This window comes from Streptomyces sp. CY-1 (genome assembly GCF_047218265.1).
GTDB classification, from domain to species: Bacteria; Actinomycetota; Actinomycetes; order Streptomycetales; family Streptomycetaceae; genus Streptomyces; species Streptomyces niphimycinicus.
Genome location: NZ_CP178393.1, coordinates 4,680,519 through 4,702,062, shown reverse-complemented (window position 1 = coordinate 4,702,062; position 21,544 = coordinate 4,680,519). Strand labels below are relative to the sequence as shown.

The following is a 21,544-nucleotide window of genomic DNA, read 5'->3' as shown; positions in this document are numbered from 1 at the left end:
TAGCGTCAGAGCGGCAGCCTCACCACCGCCGTCCCCGCCGCCGCGTCAGCCGACGCGCCGCCGGCCACCTCCAGCCGCCAGGGCGCCGAGGTGCCGGTGGCCTCGGCGCGCAGCTCCGCCCCGTCCCGTACGACGGTGAAGGTGGCGGCCGTCGTGCCGTCCGGGCGCGGCACCCGCACCGTGACCGGGCGGCCCGCCGCCGGTTCGTACACCCGCAGCGTGATCCCGTCCGCCCAGTCGGCGTCGGGGCGGTCGTCGGCCGCCCCGAACGGGATCACCGCGCCGGGCCGGGCCAGCAGCGGGACGCTGAGGAAGCCGTGGGTCTCGCGCACCCAGCGCGGGCCGTGCACCGTCCGCCCGCTGGGCACATGCGTCCAGACGCCCTCGGGCACGTAGTAGCTCACCTCGCCCTCGTCGTCGAAGACCGGGGCGACCAGCAGATCGCCGCCGAGCATGTACTGCCGCTCCAGGCCCGCGCATCCCGGGTCGTCGGGGAACTCCAGCACCATGGCGCGCATCACCGGGACCCCCTCGGTGTGCGCCTGCCGCGCCGCCTCGTACAGATACGGCATCAGCCGCAGCTTCAGCCGGGTGAAGTGGCGCAGCACCTCGACCGACTCCTCGTCGAAGTGCCAGGGCACCCGGTAGGAGGACGAGCCGTGCAGTCTGCTGTGCGAGGACAGCAGCCCGAAGGCGATCCACCGCTTGAACAGGGCCGGGTCCGGGGTGCCCTCGAAGCCGCCGATGTCATGGCTCCAGAAGCCGAAGCCGGAAAGACCCAGCGAGAGCCCGCCGCGCAGCGATTCGGCCATCGCCTCGTAGGTGGACTCGCAGTCGCCGCCCCAGTGCACCGGGAACCGCTGGCCGCCCGCCGTGGCCGAGCGCGCGAAGACCACCGCCTCGCGCTCACCGCGCCGCTCGCGCAGCACCTCGTGGACGGTGCGGTTGTAGAGGTGGGTGTAGTAGTTGTGCATCCGCTCGGGGTCGGAGCCGTCCGCGTACACCACATCGGTGGGCACCCGCTCGCCGAAGTCGGTCTTGAAGCAGTCCACGCCCATGTCCAGCAGCGCGGTCAGTTTGGCCGCGTACCAGGCGCGGGCGTCGGCGTTGGTGAAGTCCACCAGCGCCATGCCCGGCTGCCACAGATCCCACTGCCACACCGAGCCGTCCGGCCGCTTGAGCAGATAACCGGCCGCCTTGCCCTCGGCGAAGAGCGGGGAGCGCTGGCCGATGTACGGATTGATCCAGAGGCAGATCCGCAGGTCCCGTTCGCGCAGCCGGCGCAGCATGCCCTCCGGGTCGGGGAAGACCCGCGGATCCCAGGTGAAGTCGCACCACTGGTACTCGCGCATCCAGAAGCAGTCGAAGTGGAAGACGGACAGCGGCAGTCCGCGCTCCGCCATGCCGTCCACGAAGCCGGTGACCGTCTCCTCGTCGTAGGAGGTGGTGAAGGAGGTGGACAGCCACAGCCCGAAGGACCACGCGGGCGGCAGCGCGGGGCGGCCGGTGAGCGCGGTGTAGCGGCGCAGGATCTCCTTGGGGGTGGGGCCGTGGATGACGTAGTACGTCAGCTCCTGGTCCTCGGCGCTGAACTGGATCCGGGAGACCGCCTCCGAACCGACCTCGAAGGAGACCCGGCCGGGGTGGTCGACGAAGACGCCGTAGCCCGCGTCGGTGAGGAAGAACGGGACGTTCTTGTACGCCTGTTCGGTGGCGGTGCCGCCGTCGGCGTTCCAGATGTCGGTGGTCTGGCCGTTCCGCACCAGCGGGCCGAAGCGCTCGCCGAGGCCGTAGACGGAGGTGCCGACCCGCAGCGCGAGCCGTTCGCGCAGGTGGTGGTGGCCGTCGGGGGTCTCCATGATGCCCATGTCCTTGGCGCCGCTGCTGGTGAGCGTGCGCCCGGCGGCTTCTAGGTCCATCCGCCAGGGCCCGGTGCGGGCGAAGCGCACCGAGAGCGCGCCCGAGGTGAGCCGGGCCTCCTCGGCGTCGCAGCTCACCTCGGTGTCGCACTCCTGGCGGGCGATCTCGAAGGACGGGCCGCGCTCCACTCCGCCGGCGAAGTGGGTGATCCGGATGGCGATGACATCGGGCATGGGGGAGGCGCAGGTCAGGGTGAGGGCCGGGCCCTTGAGCAGATCGCCGCGGTGGCGGACGGGATGGGTGGGGGCGTGGACGGTGAGGGTGCCGGGGCCGGTCTCCACATCGAGCACCCCTTGCGGGTACGCGGCGCGGACGCCCTCGCGCAGCCTCCAGTAGCCATCGCTGAACTTCATGCGAATGCGGCCCTCCTCGTCATTTGACCGCGCCCATGGCGATGCCACGGGTCAGGGTCCGCTGGAAGATCAGGAAGAAGCAGAACGCGGGGAGCACCCCGAGCAGGGCGGCCGCGTTGGTCATGGTGGCGTCCATCAGCCGCTGGCCCTGGAGGACGCCGAGCGCCACCGAGACCGTCTGGTTGTCGTTGGAGATCAGCATCACCAGGGGCAGCAGGAACTCGTTCCAGGTCCAGATGAAGAAGAAGACCAGCAGCACCCCGAGGGTGGGGCGGCTGACCGGCACCACCACCCGCCACAGCACCTGCCACTTGTTGGCGCCGTCGATCCGGGCCGCCTCGATGACCTCCTTGGGGAAGGCGCCGAGCACGGAGGAGAGCAGATAGGTGCCGAACGCCGACTGGATCACGGTGAAGACGATGATCACGCTCAGCCGGGTGTCGTACAGGCCCACCTGCTTGGACAGGTAGTAGACGGGATAGACCAGGGCCTCCTGCGGCAGCATGTTGGCCAGGACGAAGAAGGCCAGCACCCAGGGGCGGCCCTTGACCCGCCCGATGCCGATCGCATACGCGTTGAGCACCGACAGCAGTGCGGCGAGCACCGCCACCGAGCCGGAGATCAGCGCGGAGTTGAACAGCTTCCGGCCGAAGTCGACCCGCTGCCAGAAGTCCCGCAGCCCGTCCAGATGGATCCCCTCGGGCAGGCTCAGCGGGCCGTTCGCGGAGTACTCGGCGGGCGATTTCACCGCGTTGAGGGCCACCACGAGGAACGGCAGCACCATGAGTACGGCCGCCACGCTCAGCGCGGCCAGCACCGGAAAGCGGGCCGGGGCCTGGTGTCGCTCGAGGGCGTTCACCGCTGCTCGTCCTCCGCCCGGGTTTGCAGGCGCAAGGCCACCAGGGCCAGCGCCAGGATGATCACGGTGAGGGCGGTGGAGACCGCGGAGCCGTAGCCGACCTGCGTCTTCTCGAAGAAGGACTGGAAGGAGAAGTACGAGGGGACATTGGTGGCCCCACCGGGCCCGCCCTTGGTGAGCACATACACCGCGCCGAAGACCTTGAGCGCCGCGATGGTGCACCACAGCAGCACGACGGAGATCTCCGGGCGGATCTGCGGCAGCGTCACATGCCAGAACCGCCGCCACCACGAGGCCCCGTCCAGCTCGGCCGCCTCGTGCAGGGACGGGTCGGCGCGCTGGAGCCCCGCCATGAAGACCACCAGCGGAAAGCCGAGCTGGACCCAGACCATCACGGCCATCACGCTGTAGAGCGCGAAGTCCGGGTCGCCCAGCCAGTCATGGCGCAGCGAGCCGAGGCCGACGGCGTCCAGGGCCTCGTTCAGCGCGCCGCCCTCCGGGGCCAGGATCCAGCTCCAGACGATCCCGGCCACCGCGATCGGCAGCACCTGCGGCAGATAGAAGCAGGCGCGCAGCACGCTCGCGGTGCGGGTGCCGATGTGCTTGGCGACGTAGTCGAAGAGCGCGGCGGCCAGCACCAGGCCCAGCGCGGTGGGGAGCACGGCCATCGCCACCACCATGGCCAGGCTGTGCCGGAAGGACTCCCAGAAGGCGGAGTCGTCCAGCAGGGCGCGGTAGTTGTCCAGCCCGGCCCACTTCGGGCTGCCCACCCCCTGCCAGTGGGTGAGGCTGATCCCGGTGTTCATCAGGAACGGGACGACGATGACGGCGAGGAAGGCGAGCGCGCCGGGGAGCAGGAACAGGGCGTACGGATACTCGCGGCGCCGTAGCGGCGGTGCCTTGCTGTGGGCGCTCATCCCTTCGGCGCGCCCGCGTCGTACGCCTTCTTCAGCGCGTCCAGATACCCGTCGGGATCCGCGCTGCCGGTGATCAGCTTCTGGGTCTCGGAGACGAGGGTGTCGTAGAAGCCGGGGACCGGCCAGTCGGGGTAGAAGGCCAGGCCGTCGCTGTCGGCGTAGGCGGTGAAGTCCTGGATCAGGCTCTTGGACTGGGGGTCGGTGATGGCCGATGGATCGGCGGCCACGGGCACTCCGCCGTGGTTGCCGAGGGTGTTCTGGATGCCCTTCTTCATCGTGATGTCGATGAAGTCGTAGGCGAGCTCCTTGTTCTTGGCGCCCTTGGGGACGACCCAGAGATTGCCGCCGGAGCCGAGGGTGAGCTTGGAGCCGGGGAAGGGGAAGGTGCCCCACCGGTCCTTCATCTCGGAGGTGAAGCGGCCGAACCACCAACTGCCGGAGAAGAACATCGGGTACTTTCCGGCGATGAAGGCCGCGCCCGCGTCCTCCGCCTTGGCGCCACTCGAACTCCCCGCGATATAGCCCTTCTTCACCCAGTCGGCGAAGGTGGTGGCGCCATAGGTCCAGGCGGCGTCGTGGAAGTCCGGCTTGCCCTTGTACCGCTCGTAGGCGTCCACCCAGGAGCGGTCGGCCTTGGTGAGGGCGAGCTGGTAGACGTACTGGTGGGCGGGGTATTCGGCGCCCGCGCTGGCGAGCGGGGTGACGCCCTTGTCCTTGAACGCCGCAAGGGCGGCGGTGAATTCGGCGAAGGTGGCCGGGACCTTGATGTGGTGCTTCTCGAAGAGGGTCTTGTTGTAGAAGACCATCGTGTACTCGGCGTAGTTGGGGATCCCGTACCAGTTGCCGGAGCCCATCACGCCCTGTGCGTCGTAGCGGCTGGTGGTGCGCACCCCGGGGCTGAGCGGCTTGTCCCAGCCGCGTTTGGTGACCTGCGGCGTGAGGTCGGTGAGCAGGCCCTGTTTGGAGAGCAGCCCGGTGGTGGCGTTGCCCTTGTTGTACTCCATCAGGTCGGGTGCGTCACCGGAGTTGAGGACCATCGAGGCGGTCTTCTGGATCTGTTCGAAGCCCTTCTCCTCGACCTTCACCGTGACGCCTGGATGGCTCTTCTTGAACTCCTCGATGGCCTGCTTCCAGGCGATGCCCATGGCGCTGTTGGGCGCCTCGTAGTGCCACAGCCTGAGCGACTTGCCGTCCCCGGCCTCGTCCCCGCCACCCCCGCAACCCGCCATGACCAGGGCTCCCGCGAGCGCGGCCGCGATGACGGCCACCGTTCGTTTCGTCCGTTTCCGTGCCGTCAACATCCGCTGCCTCCGGGAGGGTGGGAAGGAATGGCGCACGTGCAACGTTCGTCGAAGCGCTTCGATGGGGAGAGGTATACGAGGGGTGAGCGAGATATGTCAATGCCGTTGATAAAACGGGCGCGAGCGGGCAGGGGTGGTGCGGCGCAACTGGGCGGGGATCTCCGTGTGTCGCGGCGATCTGGTCATGGCCGGCTCTCCGAGGCGGGTGCCTGCGGTACGGACCGTGGCGAGGCCCGCAGACAACGCCGCCCCGACCAGGCGATGGCGAAGGCGAGGGCGGCCGCCAGCGCCGGGGTGAGGTAGGCCGAGGTGGGGGCCAGGTGGTCCACCGTCCAGCCGCCCACCGCGGCGCCCGTGGAGATGCCGATGAGCAGACCGGTGTACACGGTGGTCATCCCCTCGTTGAGGCGGGCGGCGGGGAGCAGACGGTGCACCAGGGTCATGCCGGTGATCATCGTGGGGGCCGTGGCCATGCCCGCCAGGAAGAGCAGCGGGGCGAGGGTGGCGAGGCTGTGGGCGGTCAGGAGGGGGAGGACGGCCAGGGCCATCGCGGCCACCCCCGCCACCAGGCGCCCTCCGGCCGTACCGCGCGGTGGCAGCGCACCGAAGACCAGCCCGGCGGCGCAGGAACCGGCGGCCTGGAGGGCGAGGACGGCGCTGCTCGCCGTGGAGCCCCCGTACGAGCCGACGGCGGCGACCGTCGCCACCTCCATCGAGCCGAAGACCGCGCCGGTCGCGAGGAAGGTCAACAGGACGACGCGCAGGGCGGGGGTGCCGAGCACGCGGCCCCGGGCGGCGTGCGGTTCCGGCGCCGGTTCGGTGCGGCGCTGCGCGGCGAACAGCAGGGTGCCGGTGAGCAGCAGCGCCGCCGCCGTGACCAGCCCCGCCTCGGGGAGCACCGCGGTGCACAGCACCATGGCCAGCGCGGGCCCGGCCATGAAGCAGACCTCGTCCACGACCTGTTCGAAGGAGGCGGCGGTGTGCCGGGCGGCCGGGTCGTCGCGGTGCAGCGCGGCCCAGCGGGCGCGGGTCATCGCGCCCAGGCCGGGCACGCCGGACGAGCCCGCCGCGCAGCAGAACAGCGTCCAGGCCGGGGCGCCGAAGTGGACGCACAGCACCATGGCGGTCGCCCCGGCCACGAAGACGAGGACGGCGGGGACCGCGACCCTGGCCTGCCCGTACCGGTCGACCAGCCGCCCCAGCAGCGGCCCCGCGAGCGCCGTCACCGCGACTCCGGCCGCCGAGACGGCGCCCGCGAGTGCGTACGAGTCCCGCACCGTGGCGATCATCAGCACCGTGGAGACGCCGAGCATCGAGCCCGGCAGCCGTCCGACAAGGGCCGCGAGCGTGAAGGCGAGCGCGCCGGGGGCGGCGAAGAGCCGTCGGTACGGGGCGAGCGGCGACCGGCGGCGGCGCGGCGGGGCGGGGGCGGCGCCGGGCCGGGAGGCGGGGCCGGAGCCGGGACGGGCGGGACGGGGGAGGACGGGCCGGGAGTCGGGACGGGCGGGACGGGGGAGGACGGGCCGGGAGTCGGGGCGGGAGGGACGCGGCACGACGGGCCGGGAGGCGGGGCGGGAGGGACGCGGCACGACGGGCCGGGAGGCGAGGAAGAGGATCACCCCCATACGGTCGCGGGGCCGCCCGGGGCCGGTCCAACACCTGATCCGGGCCCATTCACGCATATCCGTTGTCAATGCCGAGCGGGTGAAGGATCGAGGATCGCGTCGGTCACCATGGTGCGCGTGAACCGGGACATCGAATCGCGCCTGCTGCGCGCCTTCACCGCCGTCGCCGACGAACTGCACTTCACCCGCGCCGCCGCCCGCCTCTACGTCGCCCAGCAGGCCCTCAGCCGCGACATCCGGCGCCTGGAGCGGGAGTTGGGCGCGGAGCTGTTCGTGCGCACCACCCGCCAGGTCGCCCTCACGGCCGCGGGTGAGCGGCTGCTCCCGTACGCCCGGCGGGTGCTCCAGGCCCAGGACGACCTGGCGGCGGCCTTCAGCGGGGCCGAGCGCCGCCCGCTGCTGGTGGACGTGGGCGCCCCGGTGAGCACGGGGAACCGGGTGCTGACGGAGGCGCGGCACCGCCTCGGCCCCGAGACCGAACTGGTGGCCCGCTTCCACAGCGGCCTGGCCGGGGCCGCCGCCGAACTCCTCGCCGGCCGCCTCGACGTCTCCTTCGGCCGGGCCCACGGCCTCGACCCCGCCGTGCTCGCCCGGCTGGAACACCGCCTCATCCGCTATGAGCGCATCGCCGTGGTCCTGCGCGAAGACCATCCGCTGGCCGGGCTCGAGGAGATCCCGCTGGCCGCGCTCGCGGGCGAGACCCTGTACGCGGCGGCGGGCAATCCCACCACCACCGAGTGGACCGACCTGGCCGCACAGCTCTTCGCGGGGCGCGGGATCGCGATGGCGGAGCCGTTCCCGGAGATCGAGGGGGACGAGGAGTTCATCCGGGTGGTGACCAAGCGCCGCTGGTCGGTGCTGGCCAGCGAGGTGTTCATCCACCTCCCCGGCACGGTGCTACGCCCCCTCACCGACCCGGTCCCGCTCTCTCCGGTCTCCCTGCTCTGGCGCCGCGACCTGCGCCACCCCGGCCTGGACGCCCTCCACGCGGCGGCCCGCACGCTCGCCGCCACGTCCGACTGGCTCGCCCGCCCACCGGGCGCCTGGCTGCCACGCCCGGAGGCGGGCGTGATGATCGGAGATTGACGCGGTTGATGTAGACGCGCATGCGATGCGGAATCACCTGGTACCAGACGAGCATCGTCTCGACGCTGTACGTGCGCAGGCGATGGGGTTCGGGGTCGTCATCGAGGAGACCGTCCGGGCCAGCCCCTGGGCCGCGAGATCGGCCAGAGCGCTGCCGATCACCTCGACCGCGCGCCGGTCCGCGTCCTTCATGCCGCCGACGACCCACTCGGCGTCGGGGTTGTACTCCCAGGCCCAGCCGACGGTGTCCTCGACGCCTTCGCCCCGTGTGTTGACCCGGCGGCCCCGGCCTCGGCGGATGCCTCGCGGAGGATGCGGGCGATGGTCTGCTGCGCGGAACGGAACTCCTCTTCCGTGGCCCGCGGATCGCCGGTGACCCGCTCCGCCTCACGCATGGCGTGGAACCTCCCGGGGAGGCGTTCGATCGCGACGACCGTCGCCCACTTCTCCAGGAACAGCCGCATCGGCGTGGTCGAAGCGGTCTGCACGGCGCGGTCGAACGCCTCGCCCAACTCGCGGTCGAACTCGGCGATGCGCGCCAGGTCGAGCCGTTTGACCGCTTCCCGCAAGGCGTCCCGCGTCATCGGCGGCTGCGGGATGACGGGCACGTGCGGGTGGTCCGGCTGGCTGCGGGATGACGGGCACGTGCGGGTGGTCCGGCTGGCTGCTCATGCGATCCTCCGGCGGGGCGGGCGGGGGTGCACCGCGTACGGTACCGGGCGATACCTCGCGTCGCGTATGCGATGGCTACGACTCCACCGCATGAGGGAATCCCCGGGGTCCCGGGGGCTCGGGGTCCCGGAGTCCCAGGGGCTCGGGACCCCGGGCCCGTGCCCCGAGGCCCGGCACCCCGGCACCCCGGCCCCCGGCACCGGGGCCCCGCGCCCCCGGAAAACCCCTCACCGACCCCCGCCCCCGCAGGTGAGTGCAAGGTTTCGTCCGTGTCACCTGCCGCCACAGCGCGGTAATGCGCCGTCCCTACCGTCGGGCAGCGACACCGAGAACTGTGGAGGCGTGATGACTGCCCCGACCACCACCGCCGCACGCGAGGGGGGCCGCTGGATCGAGCAGTGGGACCCGGAGGACGAGACCTTCTGGAGGGAGAAGGGGGAGCGGATCGCCACCCGGAATCTGGTCTTCTCGATCCTCTCCGAGCACATCGGGTTCTCCATCTGGAGCCTGTGGTCGGTGATGGTCCTGTTCATGGGGCCGGAGTACGGCGTCGACGCGGCCGGGAAGTTCTTCCTGGTGGCGATGCCCACGCTGGTCGGCGGGATCCTTCGGGTCCCGTACACCTTCGCCGTCGCGCGGTTCGGCGGGCGCAACTGGACGGTCATCAGCGCGGCGACGCTGCTCGTACCCGCGGTCGCCGCCGCCGTGGTGCTGGAACCCGGGACCTCCTACACCACCTTCATGGTGGTCGCGGCGCTCACCGGTGTCGGCGGCGGCAACTTCGCCTCGTCCATGACCAACATCAACTCCTTCTATCCGCTCAGGAAGAAGGGCTGGGCGCTCGGGCTCAACGCGGGCGGCGGCAATATCGGTGTGCCCGTGATCCAGTTGATCGGGCTGCTGGTCATCGGCACCGCCGGGGCGGCCCATCCGCGGCTCGTGCTCGCCGTCTACATTCCGCTGATCGTGGTCGCGGCGGTGCTCTCGGCGCTGTTCATGGACAATTTGGCGCCGGTGCGCAACGACTCCGGGGCGGCCAAGGAAGCGGCGCGGGACGCCCACACCTGGATCATGTCGCTGCTCTACATCGGCACCTTCGGCTCGTTCATCGGCTACAGCTTCGCCTTCGGTCTGGTGCTTCAGAACCAGTTCGACCGCACCCCGCTTCAGGCCGCCTCGCTCACCTTCATCGGGCCGCTGCTCGGTTCGCTCATCCGCCCCGTCGGCGGGCGGCTCGCCGACACCTACGGCGGCGCGAAGATCACCCTGTGGAACTTCGCCGCCATGGCCGCCGCGACCCTCGTGGTCGTCTACGCCTCCGCGCAGAAGTCCCTGCCCATCTTCCTCACCGGCTTCATCGCCCTCTTCGTCCTCAGCGGGCTCGGCAACGGCGCCACCTTCAAGATGATCCCCGGCATCTTCCAGGCCAAGGCCCTCGCCCGGGGCCTCGCGGGCGAGGAGGCCGCCTCCTACGGGCGGCGGCTCTCGGGCGCGGCGATGGGGCTGATCGGGGCGGTCGGCGCGCTCGGCGGGCTCGGGATCAACCTCGTCTTCCGGGAGTCGTTCGCCCGCGCCCACTCCGGCACTCCCGCCTTCGTCTCCTTCCTCGCCTTCTACGCCGTATGCTCCGCGGCCACCTGGGCCGTATACCTCCGCGGTGCTCGCCCGGCCTCGGCGCTGGCGCCCGGCGCCGAGCCGGACACGCATGATCCGCGGCCGGAGCGGCAAGCCGCGTACGCGGATGTCTGAGCGGCGATCCGCTTGCGCGGATGTCTGAGCGGCTCGGGGCGTACGGTCGGCTGGGGAAGCCCCCCGGCCCCCGGGCCCCCGGGCCTCCGCCCTTGGCCGTACGCTCCGTTACAGGTGGGAAACCTCCGTGAACCGCCACCGTCACGGGACGGCGACAGGATGCGGAACGGAGGCGCCCATACGCGAGTGAATCGGGAGATCGGGACGAGAGCCATGCACCGAGAACAGACCGGAGCCGCGGGCGACGAAGCCCCCGTCGGCCCGCTCGCCGGATTCACCGTGGGGGTCACCGCGGCACGGCGCGCGGATGAGCTGGGCGCGCTGCTGCGGCGGCGCGGCGCGGCCGTGATGCACGCGCCGGCGCTGCGGATCGTGCCGCTGGCCGACGACTCCGAACTCCTGGCCGCCACCAAGCAGTTGATCGACCACGCCCCGCATGTCGTCATCGCCACCACCGCCATCGGCTTCCGCGGCTGGGTCGAGGCCGCCGACGGCTGGGGCCTGGGCGACGCGCTGCTGGACCGGCTGCGCGAGGTGCGGCTGCTGGCCCGAGGGCCCAAGGTACGCGGGGCGATCCGGGCCGCCGGGCTCACCGAGGAGTGGTCACCGCCCTCCGAGTCCATGGCCGAGGTGCTCGACCGGCTGCTGGAGGAGGGCGTCGAGGGGCAGCGCATCGCCATCCAACTGCACGGCGAGCCGCTGCCCGGCTTCGTCGAGTCGCTGCGCGCCGGGGGAGCGGAGGTGGTCGGGGTGCCGGTCTACCGCTGGATGCCACCGGAGGACATCGGGCCCGTGGACCGACTGCTGGACGCGACGGTCGCCCGCGCCTTGGACGCCGTCACCTTCACCAGCGCCCCCGCCGCCGCGAGCCTGCTGGACCGGGCCGAACGGCGCGGCATGCGCGAGGAACTCCTGGACGCGCTCCGCCATGACGTGCTGGCGGCCTGCGTCGGCCCGGTCACCGCGCTCCCGCTGGAGGCCCACGACATACCCACCTCCCAGCCCGAACGGTTCCGCCTTGGCCCCCTCGTCCAACTGCTGACCGCGGAACTCCCGGGCCGGGTCCGCCCGTTGCCGGTCGCCGGGCGACGCCTGGAGATCCGCGGCCACGCGGTGGTCGTCGACGGCGAACTCCGTACCGTGCCACCTGCGGGGATGGCTCTGCTCCGCGCCCTGGCCCGGCGCCCCGGCTGGGTCGTGGCCCGCGCGGAACTCCTGCGCTCCCTGCCGGGCGCGGGCCGCGACGAACACGCGGTGGAAACGGCGATGGCCCGCCTGCGTACGGCCCTCGGCTCCCCCAAGCTCATCCAGACCGTGGTCAAGCGGGGGTACAGGCTGGCGCTGGACCCGTCGGCCGAAACGAAGTACGCGGACGCGTAGCGGCTCACCGGGGGCGTGGTGTGCCTGCTGTTCGTGGTGGGTGGCGGGTGCGGGGCCTCCGGGGCGGCGCCCTGGACCGTATATTTACGGCGCCATTGACCGGGGACGTGAGGTGGGCCGGAGATTGGCGCCACAAATACACGTAAGCGTCCAGGACACCACCCCTGCGACCCCGCCCCCTCCCGTCTCGTCGGCGTCCGCGCGCCGGTGGTGTGAATGCAGCCTCTCCGGCGTTTGAGGAGTGGGGCGAGGGGCGGAGCCGGGAATTCAGCCCCTCCGGCGTTTGAGGAGCGGGGTCCGGGGCGGAGCCCCGGCGGGGGTCCAGGGGGCGGAGCCCCATGGTTTCGGGAAGGGGCGGGGTGGGGGACCTTCCGCCGGAGGCGCGCACGGCCCGCACCCGGTGTGCGGCCCGGTGTCACCCCGGCGGAGCCCAAAGCGTTCGCGAGGCGTTCGCCCCACCTCGCCCCCGAAGGGGTTCCGGGGGACACGCGGGGCGGGCACTCTGAAGGGTGACCGGATCGGGCCTTCCCCAAGGGGTGACAGGAACATGGCGGCGGCGTCGGGCTACGACCTGCGGTTCGACTCGGGACGGATCTGCCTGGACCTGGTGGCCACCGTCGGTGGCCGGCTCAGCGAGACGCCCGTCGAGCGGCTCGGTGGTGTGGAGCCCCTCAGGGCCTGGCTGCTCGGTGCCGGCCTGGTGCCCGGTGGCACGCCGCTCGATGTCGTGGATCACCGCTGGCTCGTCCGCTTCCGGGCGGCCCGCGATCTGCTGCACCGCATCGTCCACACCGAGGTCGAGGGCCACGCCGCCGGAGCCGATCTGGAGCGGATGAACGCGCTGGCCGCCACCGCCCCGCCCGCCCTGCGTGCCGTACGGACCCCCGACGGCGCCCTGGTGCGTGCCCTCGCCGGGAAGCCCGACTGCGGTGCGTTGCTCTCCCAGATCGCCCGGGACGCGGTGCAGTTGCTCACCGACCCGGTGGCCCGGGGGCAGTTGCGGCGCTGTGAGGGGGAGACCTGTTCGCTGGTCTACCTCGACACCTCGCGCGGTCGCCGGAGGCGCTGGTGCTCCAGTGAAATCTGCGGAAACCGCGAACGAGTTGCCCGGCACCGCCGTCGTCTAAACCCAAACTTCAGCAAAGCATGAACCAGATCCGGACATGACACAGGCCCCGGATGGGGGGACCGGGGCCTGCGGGGCGGATTTGGGGAGGGAGCCCTTCCTGATGGCCGACACCCGCCCGGCGTCGGCCTACTCGGTCTCAAGTACGCATCGCACAGGGGGAGATGTTCAGCCCGGAATTGGGACGTACATCACACGGTGGCCGATGAACGCCGAGCGTTTCCAGCCCGTACCCCCCTCGACCCGGCGGCTTGCGTACGCAAAGATGCCCTCGTGACCGAGAGGACGACACCGGACGACGCGCTCATGCGCGCGCTCTACGCGGAGCACGCAGGCCCGCTTCTCGCCTTCGTCCTGCGCCTGGTCGCGGGCGACCGGCAGCGTGCCGAGGACGTGGTCCAGGAGACCTTGCTCCGGGCCTGGCGCAACGCAGACCAACTCCAGCGCTCCGGCGGGTCGGTACGGCCGTGGCTGGTGACCGTGGCCCGCCGCATCGTCATCGACGGCCACCGGCAACGCCGGGCACGTCCCCAGGAAGTGGACGCGGCACCGCTCCATGTGATGCCCGCCGCGGACGACATCGACCGGGCATTGCGCCAGATGACCATTTCCGATGCGTTGAATGACCTCACCGATGCACATAGAGCGGCCCTCGTGGAGACATACTTCAAGGGACGGACGGTGAGTGAGGCGGCCGAGGTGCTGGGCGTTCCCGCCGGGACGGTAAGGTCCCGGGTCTTCTACGCGCTGCGCTCCCTGAAGCTCTCGCTCGAGGAACGGGGGGTTACGGCATGATGCCGGCAGCGGACGACCAGCAGCACACCGCGGTCGGCGCCTATGTGCTCGGAGTGCTCGACCCCGCCGACGCGGCGCGCTTCGAGGACCACCTGATCGGGTGCGAGCGGTGCGCCGCCGAGCTCGACGAGCTGATGGGCCTCCCGCCCCTGCTGGCCGAGTACGCCACCGCCGCCGACGGCACCGCGCTCCCGGATCCGTCGGTGGTCACCGCCCGCCCCGGGCCCGAACTGCTCGACCGGCTCCTGGACGATGTCACGGTCAGCCGTAAGGCATCCGGCAGAAGGCGGCTCTACCTCGTCGCCGCGGCCGCCGTCCTCATCGTCGGCGGCCCGCTCGCGGGAGCGGCGCTCACCGCGAGTTCCGACGACGGCAAGACCCAGCCGGTGGCGTCCACCTCCCAGCAGGTGTACGAGCAGGGCAAGAAGTTCAGCGCGGTGGACCCGGTCACCAAGGTGGACGCGTCCGTCTCGCTCCAGCAGAAGGGCTGGGGCACCTCCGTCGCCCTCAAGCTGGGCAACCTCAAGGGGCCGCGCACCTGCGACCTGGTGGCCATCGGCAAGGACGGCCACGAGGAGACCATCACCACCTGGGCCGTGCCCACATCGGGCTACGGCATCACGGACGGGGACGGTTCGCGCTGGAGCAAGGAGCCGCTGTACGCCCAGGGCGGCGCCGCCATGAACACCGACGACATCGAGCGTTTCGAGGTCCGCACGCTGGACGGCCGGCGGCTGGCCGAGGTCAGGCTCTGAGAATCCCTCTCCCCGGGGGTGTACGGTTGACGGCTGCCCTTAAGAACACAGAAGGGGGCCTGGGTGGCCGCGCAGAACGCCACGCATGACGACCGGACGGCACCGCGGCGGGACAGCGGGGACGGGGTCCGGGACCGCGAGATCCGGATCGAGCAGACGCATCTGGACCGGGTGTACCACCGCCTCGAGGAGAAGATCCACGAGGCGGAGTTCCTCATGGACGACGCCGCCAAACGCGGCCAGGTCGGTACGCCCGGGGCGCTCGCCGAACGGGACGCCCAGGTCTTCCGGGCCGGGGTCCACCTCAACCGGCTGAACAGCGAGTTCGAGGACTTCCTCTTCGGCCGCATCGATCTGCTGCCGGGCAAGGACGGCGAGCGCGGCCCGGACGGCGCGTACACCTCCGTCGAGCCCGCCGACGACGCCATCCGCACCGGCCCGGACGGCGACCGCGCGGAGATCGCCGAAACCCTGCACATCGGCCGCATCGGCGTGCTCGACGCCGACTACGCCCCGCTGGTGATCGACTGGCGGGCGCCCGCCGCCGCGCCCTTCTACCGCTCGACCCCGGTGGCCCCCGGCCGGGTCGTCCGCCGCCGGGTGATCCGCAGCAAGGGCCGCCGGGTGCTCGGCGTCGAGGACGACCTGCTGCGCCCGGAGCTGAGCGCCACCCTCGACGGCAGTGCGCTGCCGGTGGTCGGCGACGGCGCGCTGATGGCCGCGCTCGGCCAGGCCCGCGGCCACACCATGCGGGACATCGTCGCCTCCATCCAGGCCGAGCAGGACCAGGTGATCCGCGCCCCCGCCGCCTCCATCACCGAGGTCGAGGGCGGCCCCGGCACCGGGAAGACGGCGGTCGCGCTGCACCGCGCGGCGTACCTCCTCTACCAGGACCGGCGGCGCTACGCGGGCGGCATCCTCGTGGTCAGCCCCACCCCGCTGCTGGTCGCCTACACCGAGGGCGTGCTGCCCTCACTGGGCGAGGAGGGCCAGGTGGCCATCCGCGCGGTGGGCTCCCTGGTGGAGGGCGCCGAGGCCACCACGTACGACACCCCGGCCGTGGCCCGCGTCAAGGGCTCCTCCCGGATGCTGAGGGTGCTGCGCAAGGCCGCCCGCGGCGCGCTGGAGATGCCGCGAGCCGCTGCCGCGTCGGCCTCGACATCGGACCATGCGTCAGACCCCTCGTCGGCCTCGCCGTCGGACGACGGCCAGTTGACCCTCGACGTGGCGCTCGGCGCCCCCGCCGCCCCGTCGAACGACGGCGGCAGACCCGGCGCGGGCTCCGGGACCAGACCCGGCGGCCCGCCCGAGCGGCTGCGCGTGGTCGCCTTCGGCGCCCGGATCGAGCTGGACGCCGATGAGCTGCGCCGCATCCGCCAGAACGTGCTGGGCGGCACCGCCCCCGTCAACCTGCTGCGCCCCCGCGCCCGCCGGCTGCTCCTGGACGCGCTGTGGACCCGCTCCGGCGCGCCCCGCCGCTACACCGACCCCGAGCTGGCCGCCGAGGCGCGCGAGGGCTTCGACGAGGACATCTCCTCCGAGGACGTCTTCCAGGAGTTCCTGGACGCCTGGTGGCCCGAGCTCACCCCCCGCTCCGTCCTGGCCGCCATGGCCGACGAGAAGCGGCTGGGGCGCTGGTCGCGGCGGGTGCTCAACCCCCGCGAGGTCCGCCAGGTGGCCCGGTCGCTCGCCCGGCTCGGCCCGGACGGGCAGGGCCCGCTCTCGGTCCACGACGTCGCGCTGCTGGACGAGCTGAACACCCTGCTGGGCCTCCCCGCCCGCCCCGCCACCCCCCGCGAGGTGGATCCGCTGGACCAGTTGACCGGTCTGGAGGAGCTGACCACCTACGCCGACCGGGCCGGCCCCCGCCGCGGCCGCGCCGACCGGGCCGAGCGGGAGCGCGCCGACTACGCCCACGTCATCGTCGACGAGGCGCAGGACCTCACCCCCATGCAGTGGCGGATGGTGGGACGGCGTGGCCGCCACGCCACCTGGACGGTGGTCGGCGACCCGGCCCAGAGTTCCTGGTCCGACCCGGACGAGGCGGGGCGGGCCCGGGACGAGGCGCTCGGCAGCCGCCCGCGCCGCCGCTTCACCCTCACCGTCAACTACCGCAACCCGTCCGAGATCGCCGAACTGGCCACCAGGGTCCTCACGCTGGCGATGCCCGGCACCCCCGCGCCCGAGGCGGTCCGCTCCACGGGCGTGCGGCCGCGCTTCGCACCGGGCGTGGACGGCGACCTCGGCGCGGCCGCGCGCCGGGAGGCGCTCCGGCTGCTGGACGAGGTGGACGGCACCGTCGGCGTCGTCGTCGCGATGAACCGCCGCGAGCAGGCCCGTCAGTGGCTGACCGGCCTGGGCCACCGGGTGGTGGCGCTGGGCAGCCTGGAGGCGAAGGGGCTGGAGTACGACGCGACGGTCGTGGTCTCGCCCGCCGAGATCGCCGACGAGTCACCGGCGGGGCTACGGGTGCTGTACGTGGCGCTCACCCGGGCGACCCAGCGGCTGACGGTGGTGTCGGGGACCCGCGACGAGCCGGACGCCCACGGCGTCCCCGACCTGCTGCGGGAGTGAATCTCCCGCAGGGCCCGGGCGGGGGCGAAATCAACCCCCGGGAGGGGAATCCCTTCCCGGACCTGTTTGTTAGCCTTGATGTGGCACCGGCCCGATCCAAGCCCCCGGGCCCAACCTTCGTCGCTTCGAGCGACCACTTGCCGCGAGGCGAGCATGGCGGGTCGGTGCCACCCTTCTCTTCCGAAGAGGTCCGCGCCGGGCGGTGTCAGCCGCCCAGGATGCGGACCTCTTCCGCTTGCGGGCCCTTGCGGCCCTGCACGATCTGGAATTCGACCCGCTGCTCGTCGACCAGGCTGCGGTAGCCGCTGCCGTCGATCGAGCTGTAGTGGACGAAGACGTCCGGTCCGCCGTCCTCCTGGGCGATGAAGCCGTAGCCCTTCTCGGCGTTGAACCACTTCACGGTGCCCTGAGCCATGCCCGCGCTCCTCTTGTCTCTTCCTCCGACGCTGTAGCGCGCCAGAGCCTAGGACGGCGGATGCGGCGGACGGCCCGCCTCGCCAGGCGTTCCCGCGAAGGAGTGGGGGTTTCCACTCGGGTGACCCCACTCTGCTATGTCAGAACAATATGTCCGAAAGTCGGGCCGGGTTACCCCGTACCGAGAGGTAGGTGCAACTATCTGAGGCGTGGCCCGGCATTCCCGCGGCCCGGACAGCATGTACCAGGGAAAGCAGAGGAAGCAGGCCATGGCAACGGCGCCCAGCGTCTCGTACTCGATGACGGTCCGACTGGAGGTGCCCGCGAGCGGTACCGCGGTCAGCCAGCTCACCACGGCCGTGGAGTCCTCCGGCGGCTCGGTCACGGGCCTCGATGTGACCGCTTCCGGCCACGAGAAGCTCCGTATCGACGTCACCATCGCCGCCACCTCGACCGCGCACGCCCAGGAAATCGTGGAGAAGCTGCGGGGCATCGAAGGTGTCTCGCTCGGCAAGGTCTCCGACCGTACGTTCCTGATGCACCTCGGCGGCAAGATCGAGATGTCGTCGAAACACCCCATCCGCAACCGTGACGACCTCTCCATGGTCTACACCCCGGGCGTCGCCCGGGTCTGCCAGGCCATCGCGGAGAACCCCGAGGACGCCCGGCGCCTCACCATCAAGCGCAACAGTGTGGCCGTCGTCACCGACGGCTCCGCGGTCCTGGGCCTCGGCAACATCGGCCCCAAGGCCGCTCTGCCGGTCATGGAGGGCAAGGCGGCCCTCTTCAAGCGGTTCGCGGGCATCGACGCCTGGCCGATCTGCCTGGACACCCAGGACACCGACGAGATCGTCGCGATCGTGAAGGCCATCGCCCCCGGCTTCGCGGGGATCAACCTGGAGGACATCTCCGCCCCCCGCTGCTTCGAGATCGAGGCGCGGCTGCGCGAGTCCGTGGACATCCCGGTCTTCCACGACGACCAGCACGGCACCGCGATCGTGGTGCTGGCCGCGCTCACCAACGCGCTGCGGGTGGTCGACAAGAAGATCGAGGATGTGCGGGTCGTCATGTCCGGCGCGGGCGCCGCCGGCACCGCCATCCTGCGGCTGCTGATCGCCGCGGGCGTGCGGCACGCGGTGGTCGCCGACATCCACGGCGTGGTGCACGCCGGGCGCGAGGACCTGGTCTCCGCCGACCCGGAGTCCCCGCTGCGCTGGATCGCCGACAACACCAACCCGGAGGGCGTCACGGGCACCCTGCGCGAGGCCGTGCGCGGCGCGGACGTCTTCATCGGCGTCTCGGCCCCGAACGTGCTCTCCGGCGACGACGTGGCCGCCATGGCGGACGGCGCGATCGTCTTCGCGCTGGCCAACCCCGACCCCGAGGTGGACCCGGCGATCGCCCGCCAGACCGCCGCGGTGGTGGCCACCGGACGCTCGGACTTCCCGAACCAGATCAACAACGTGCTGGTGTTCCCGGGCGTTTTCCGTGGTTTGCTGGACGCGCAGTCGCGTACGGTGAACACCGAGATGATGCTGGCCGCTGCCGGCGCGCTCGCGGACGTCGTCCACGACGACGAGCTCAATGCCAACTACATCATTCCGAGCGTCTTCAACGACAAGGTCGCGGGGGCGGTCGCCGGAGCCGTACGGGACGCGGCGCGCCCTGTGACCGGTACCACTGCGGTCTAGGCCCGGCACGGCGCGTCGCGCGCTGTGGGGTCCCGGAGGCAGCCATAGGGTGGCGGGCAGGAAAACGACCGCCACGGCGCTTTTCGTGTGACTCTCGAGGGCTCCGGATTGGCTTTCCCGCCACAGGTGCGGGCAGGATGCGTTCCGGGCGCGAGGGTCTGAACAGCAGACCCGGGTCCGGGGACTGTCCGAGGGCCCTGGCAGCATCGGCTTCGATCTCACGCCTCATTGGCAAGATGAACACGGGAGTACAACATGAACCGCAGTGAGCTGGTGGCCGCTCTGTCCGAGCGCGCCGAGGTGACCCGGAAGGACGCCGACGCCGTGCTGGCCGCCCTCGCCGAGGTGACCGGTGAGGTCGTCGCGAAGGGCGACGAGAAGGTCACCATCCCCGGCTTCCTGACCTTCGAGCGCACCCACCGTGCCGCTCGCACCGCGCGCAACCCGCAGACCGGTGAGCCGATCGAGATCCCGGCCGGCTACAGCGTGAAGGTCTCCGCGGGCTCCAAGCTCAAGGAAGCCGCCAAGGGCAAGTAAGCCCTCGCGAACGAAAGGGGCGGTCACCCGAGGGTGACCGCCCCTTTTGGCGCTCCTACGGGCCCAGAGGCCCGTCTACGAGGCGTACGGCGCCCGAGTCCGCCGCTACGCCCGAGCCCGACGCCTCGTAGCGCCTGGCTCGGGCGTAGCGGCCGGCTCGGGCGCCACCGCGTCTATGCGGGGGTGGTGCCGCCCGGGAGCTCTACCTTCGCGCCGAGCTCGACCAACTTCTCCATGCTGCATCCCCCCGGGGGGGTAACCCCCGGACCCCCAGCCGGGGGGGCGTCGTCGTGGTTTGGGGTGTGGGATGGGGCAGCCCGCCCCGGGCGCCGGGGCGGGCTGTGGTGGTCGGGGCCCGGCCGTCGGGTCGGGGAGGGGGTTTATGCGGGGGTGGTGCCGCCCGGGAGCTCTACCTTCGCGCCGAGCTCGACCAACTTCTCCATGAAGTTCTCGTAGCCGCGGTTGATCAGGTCGATGCCGTGGACCCGTGAGGTGCCCTGGGCCGCCAGGGCCGCGATCAGGTAGGAGAAGCCGCCGCGGAGGTCGGGGATGATCAGGTCGGCGCCCTGGAGCTTGGTGGGGCCGGAGACGACCGCGGAGTGCAGGAAGTTGCGCTGGCCGAAGCGGCAGGCCGAGCCGCCCAGGCATTCGCGGTAGAGCTGGATGTGGGCGCCCATCTGGTTGAGCGCCGAGGTGAAGCCCAGCCGCGACTCGTAGACCGTCTCGTGGACGATGGACAGGCCCGACGCCTGGGTCAGGGCCACCACCAGCGGCTGCTGCCAGTCGGTCTGGAAGCCGGGGTGGACGTCGGTCTCCAGGGCGATCGCGTTGAGCTTGCCGCCGGGGTGCCAGAACCGTATGCCCTCGTCGCCGATGTCGAAGGCGCCGCCCACCTTGCGGTAGGTGTTCAGGAAGGTCATCATCTCGCGCTGCCGGGCGCCGCGCACATAGATGCTGCCCTCGGTCGCCAGCGCCGCGCTCGCCCAGGAGGCGGCCTCCAGGCGGTCCGGGAGGGCGCGGTGGTTGTAGCCGCCGAGCTTGTCGACACCGGTGATCCGGATCGTCCGGTCGGTGTCCATGGAGATGATGGCGCCCATCTTCTGAAGGACGCAGATGAGGTCCTCGATCTCCGGCTCGACCGCCGCGTTGGAGAGTTCCGTCACACCCTCGGCGAGCACCGCCGTCAGCAGCACCTGCTCGGTGGAGCCCACCGAGGGGTACGGCAGCCGGATCTTGGTGCCGCGCAGCCGGTGCGGGGCCTCCAGGTACTGGCCGTCCGCCCGCTTCTCGATCGTCGCGCCGAACTGGCGCAGCACGTCGAAGTGGAAGTCGATCGGCCGGCCGCCGATGTCACAGCCGCCCAGGCCGGGGATGAAGGCGTGGCCGAGGCGGTGCAGCAGCGGGCCGCAGAAGAGGATCGGGATCCGCGAGGAACCGGCGTGCGCGTCGATGTCGGCGACATTGGCGCTCTCCACATGCGTGGGGTCGAGCACCAGCTCACCGGACTCGTCACCGGGGCGCACCGTCACGCCGTGCAGTTGCAGCAGCCCGCGCACCACCCGCACATCGCGGATGTCGGGGACGTTGCGCAGCCGGCTGGGCCCACTGCCGAGCAGGGCGGCCACCATGGCCTTCGGCACGAGGTTCTTCGCGCCGCGCACACGGATCTCGCCTTCGAGCGGGGTGCCGCCGTGGACGAGCAGGACATCGTTCGAGCGGGTCATCGGGTCTCGCGTTCCTGAGACGGGCAGGGCCAAAAGGCACAGAGGCCAAAGGGCAAGAGTAATGGC

General features: G+C 71.7%; 17 protein-coding genes. 9 read left to right on the top strand and 8 right to left on the bottom strand.

Annotated elements, in window-relative coordinates:
• Positions 1-5: 5 nt before the first annotated feature.
• The 5 genes from yicI to ACK1X7_RS19915 form a co-directional block, all read right to left on the bottom strand.
• Positions 6-2,273 (bottom strand): alpha-xylosidase, encoded by a 2,268-nt coding sequence (gene yicI / locus ACK1X7_RS19935; RefSeq protein ID WP_385140636.1) that lies wholly within the window; start codon positions 2,271-2,273, stop codon positions 6-8.
• 19 nt (positions 2,274-2,292) lie between these two features.
• Positions 2,293-3,057, bottom strand: a complete 765-nt coding sequence (locus ACK1X7_RS19930) for a carbohydrate ABC transporter permease (RefSeq protein WP_050994104.1) — start codon at positions 3,055-3,057, stop codon at positions 2,293-2,295.
• Positions 3,058-3,128: 71 nt separating this feature from the next.
• Complete coding sequence (locus tag ACK1X7_RS19925; RefSeq protein WP_385140633.1) at positions 3,129-4,049, bottom strand: carbohydrate ABC transporter permease; 921 nt, start codon at positions 4,047-4,049, stop codon at positions 3,129-3,131.
• Complete coding sequence (locus tag ACK1X7_RS19920; RefSeq protein WP_385140631.1) at positions 4,046-5,350, bottom strand: extracellular solute-binding protein; 1,305 nt, start codon at positions 5,348-5,350, stop codon at positions 4,046-4,048. The genes ACK1X7_RS19925 and ACK1X7_RS19920 overlap by 4 nt, the downstream gene beginning before the upstream one ends.
• 182 nt (positions 5,351-5,532) lie before the next feature.
• Positions 5,533-6,969: an MFS transporter gene (locus tag ACK1X7_RS19915; protein WP_413115422.1), complete on the bottom strand. Its 1,437-nt coding sequence runs from the start codon at positions 6,967-6,969 to the stop codon at positions 5,533-5,535.
• Positions 6,970-7,083: 114 nt separating this feature from the next.
• On the opposite strand from ACK1X7_RS19915, the gene ACK1X7_RS19910 reads away from it, so the two are divergent.
• Entirely contained in the window at positions 7,084-8,061 is a 978-nt protein-coding gene (locus ACK1X7_RS19910) for a LysR family transcriptional regulator (RefSeq protein WP_390794939.1), read from the top strand.
• A gap of 188 nt (positions 8,062-8,249) precedes the next feature.
• Here ACK1X7_RS19910 and ACK1X7_RS19905 read toward each other — a convergent pair whose 3' ends face one another.
• Positions 8,250-8,669, bottom strand: coding sequence for a DUF6247 family protein (locus ACK1X7_RS19905; RefSeq protein ID WP_413115421.1), 420 nt, complete (start codon positions 8,667-8,669; stop codon positions 8,250-8,252).
• A 409-nt stretch (positions 8,670-9,078) separates the two neighbouring features.
• Between ACK1X7_RS19905 and ACK1X7_RS19900 the strand changes: the two genes are divergently transcribed.
• The 6 genes from ACK1X7_RS19900 (at position 9,079) to ACK1X7_RS19875 (ending at position 17,112) form a co-directional block, all read left to right on the top strand.
• Positions 9,079-10,482, top strand: coding sequence for a nitrate/nitrite transporter (locus ACK1X7_RS19900; RefSeq protein WP_413115420.1), 1,404 nt, complete (start codon positions 9,079-9,081; stop codon positions 10,480-10,482).
• Between the two features lie 213 nt (positions 10,483-10,695).
• A complete protein-coding gene (locus ACK1X7_RS19895) occupies positions 10,696-11,862 on the top strand; it encodes a uroporphyrinogen-III synthase (protein WP_385140615.1) in 1,167 nt (388 codons plus the stop codon).
• A gap of 547 nt (positions 11,863-12,409) precedes the next feature.
• Entirely contained in the window at positions 12,410-13,012 is a 603-nt protein-coding gene (locus ACK1X7_RS19890) for a CGNR zinc finger domain-containing protein (protein WP_385156635.1), read from the top strand.
• Between the two features lie 249 nt (positions 13,013-13,261).
• The gene (locus ACK1X7_RS19885) at positions 13,262-13,783 is read left to right on the top strand and encodes a sigma-70 family RNA polymerase sigma factor (protein ID WP_385156633.1); all 522 of its coding nucleotides are present in this window, start codon (positions 13,262-13,264) and stop codon (positions 13,781-13,783) included.
• Positions 13,780-14,538, top strand: a complete 759-nt coding sequence (locus ACK1X7_RS19880) for an anti-sigma factor family protein (RefSeq protein ID WP_385156630.1) — start codon at positions 13,780-13,782, stop codon at positions 14,536-14,538. The genes ACK1X7_RS19885 and ACK1X7_RS19880 overlap by 4 nt, the downstream gene beginning before the upstream one ends.
• Positions 14,539-14,601: 63 nt before the next feature.
• Positions 14,602-17,112, top strand: coding sequence for a HelD family protein (locus ACK1X7_RS19875; RefSeq protein WP_413115419.1), 2,511 nt, complete (start codon positions 14,602-14,604; stop codon positions 17,110-17,112).
• 205 nt (positions 17,113-17,317) lie between these two features.
• Here ACK1X7_RS19875 and ACK1X7_RS19870 read toward each other — a convergent pair whose 3' ends face one another.
• Positions 17,318-17,527: a cold-shock protein gene (locus ACK1X7_RS19870; protein ID WP_014061093.1), complete on the bottom strand. Its 210-nt coding sequence runs from the start codon at positions 17,525-17,527 to the stop codon at positions 17,318-17,320.
• A 268-nt stretch (positions 17,528-17,795) separates the two neighbouring features.
• Here ACK1X7_RS19870 and ACK1X7_RS19865 point away from each other — a divergent pair, with 268 nt between their 5' ends.
• Both ACK1X7_RS19865 and ACK1X7_RS19860 read left to right on the top strand, forming a co-directional pair.
• Positions 17,796-19,217, top strand: coding sequence for an NAD-dependent malic enzyme (locus tag ACK1X7_RS19865; RefSeq protein WP_208519704.1), 1,422 nt, complete (start codon positions 17,796-17,798; stop codon positions 19,215-19,217).
• 255 nt (positions 19,218-19,472) lie between these two features.
• The gene (locus ACK1X7_RS19860) at positions 19,473-19,754 is read left to right on the top strand and encodes an HU family DNA-binding protein (protein ID WP_009717479.1); all 282 of its coding nucleotides are present in this window, start codon (positions 19,473-19,475) and stop codon (positions 19,752-19,754) included.
• A 380-nt stretch (positions 19,755-20,134) separates the two neighbouring features.
• Here ACK1X7_RS19860 and murA read toward each other — a convergent pair whose 3' ends face one another.
• Positions 20,135-21,478: a UDP-N-acetylglucosamine 1-carboxyvinyltransferase gene (gene murA, locus ACK1X7_RS19855; protein ID WP_385153111.1), complete on the bottom strand. Its 1,344-nt coding sequence runs from the start codon at positions 21,476-21,478 to the stop codon at positions 20,135-20,137.
• Between the last annotated feature and the right edge of the window lie 66 nt (positions 21,479-21,544).

What these genes read in the sequence shown, in the direction of transcription:
- yicI (WP_385140636.1), bottom strand. Translation starts at nt 2,273, where the DNA reads ATGAAGTTCAGCGATGGCTACTGGAGGCTGCGCGAGGGCGTCCGCGCC.
- ACK1X7_RS19930 (WP_050994104.1), bottom strand. Translation starts at nt 3,057, where the DNA reads ATGGTGCTGCCGTTCCTCGTGGTGGCCCTCAACGCGGTGAAATCGCCC.
- ACK1X7_RS19925 (WP_385140633.1), bottom strand. Translation starts at nt 4,049, where the DNA reads ATGAGCGCCCACAGCAAGGCACCGCCGCTACGGCGCCGCGAGTATCCG.
- ACK1X7_RS19920 (WP_385140631.1), bottom strand. Translation starts at nt 5,350, where the DNA reads ATGTTGACGGCACGGAAACGGACGAAACGAACGGTGGCCGTCATCGCG.
- ACK1X7_RS19910 (WP_390794939.1), top strand. Translation starts at nt 7,084, where the DNA reads ATGGTGCGCGTGAACCGGGACATCGAATCGCGCCTGCTGCGCGCCTTC.
- ACK1X7_RS19900 (WP_413115420.1), top strand. Translation starts at nt 9,079, where the DNA reads ATGACTGCCCCGACCACCACCGCCGCACGCGAGGGGGGCCGCTGGATC.
- ACK1X7_RS19895 (WP_385140615.1), top strand. Translation starts at nt 10,696, where the DNA reads ATGCACCGAGAACAGACCGGAGCCGCGGGCGACGAAGCCCCCGTCGGC.
- ACK1X7_RS19890 (WP_385156635.1), top strand. Translation starts at nt 12,410, where the DNA reads ATGGCGGCGGCGTCGGGCTACGACCTGCGGTTCGACTCGGGACGGATC.
- ACK1X7_RS19880 (WP_385156630.1), top strand. Translation starts at nt 13,780, where the DNA reads ATGATGCCGGCAGCGGACGACCAGCAGCACACCGCGGTCGGCGCCTAT.
- ACK1X7_RS19870 (WP_014061093.1), bottom strand. Translation starts at nt 17,527, where the DNA reads ATGGCTCAGGGCACCGTGAAGTGGTTCAACGCCGAGAAGGGCTACGGC.
- ACK1X7_RS19865 (WP_208519704.1), top strand. Translation starts at nt 17,796, where the DNA reads ATGGCAACGGCGCCCAGCGTCTCGTACTCGATGACGGTCCGACTGGAG.
- ACK1X7_RS19860 (WP_009717479.1), top strand. Translation starts at nt 19,473, where the DNA reads ATGAACCGCAGTGAGCTGGTGGCCGCTCTGTCCGAGCGCGCCGAGGTG.
- murA (WP_385153111.1), bottom strand. Translation starts at nt 21,478, where the DNA reads ATGACCCGCTCGAACGATGTCCTGCTCGTCCACGGCGGCACCCCGCTC.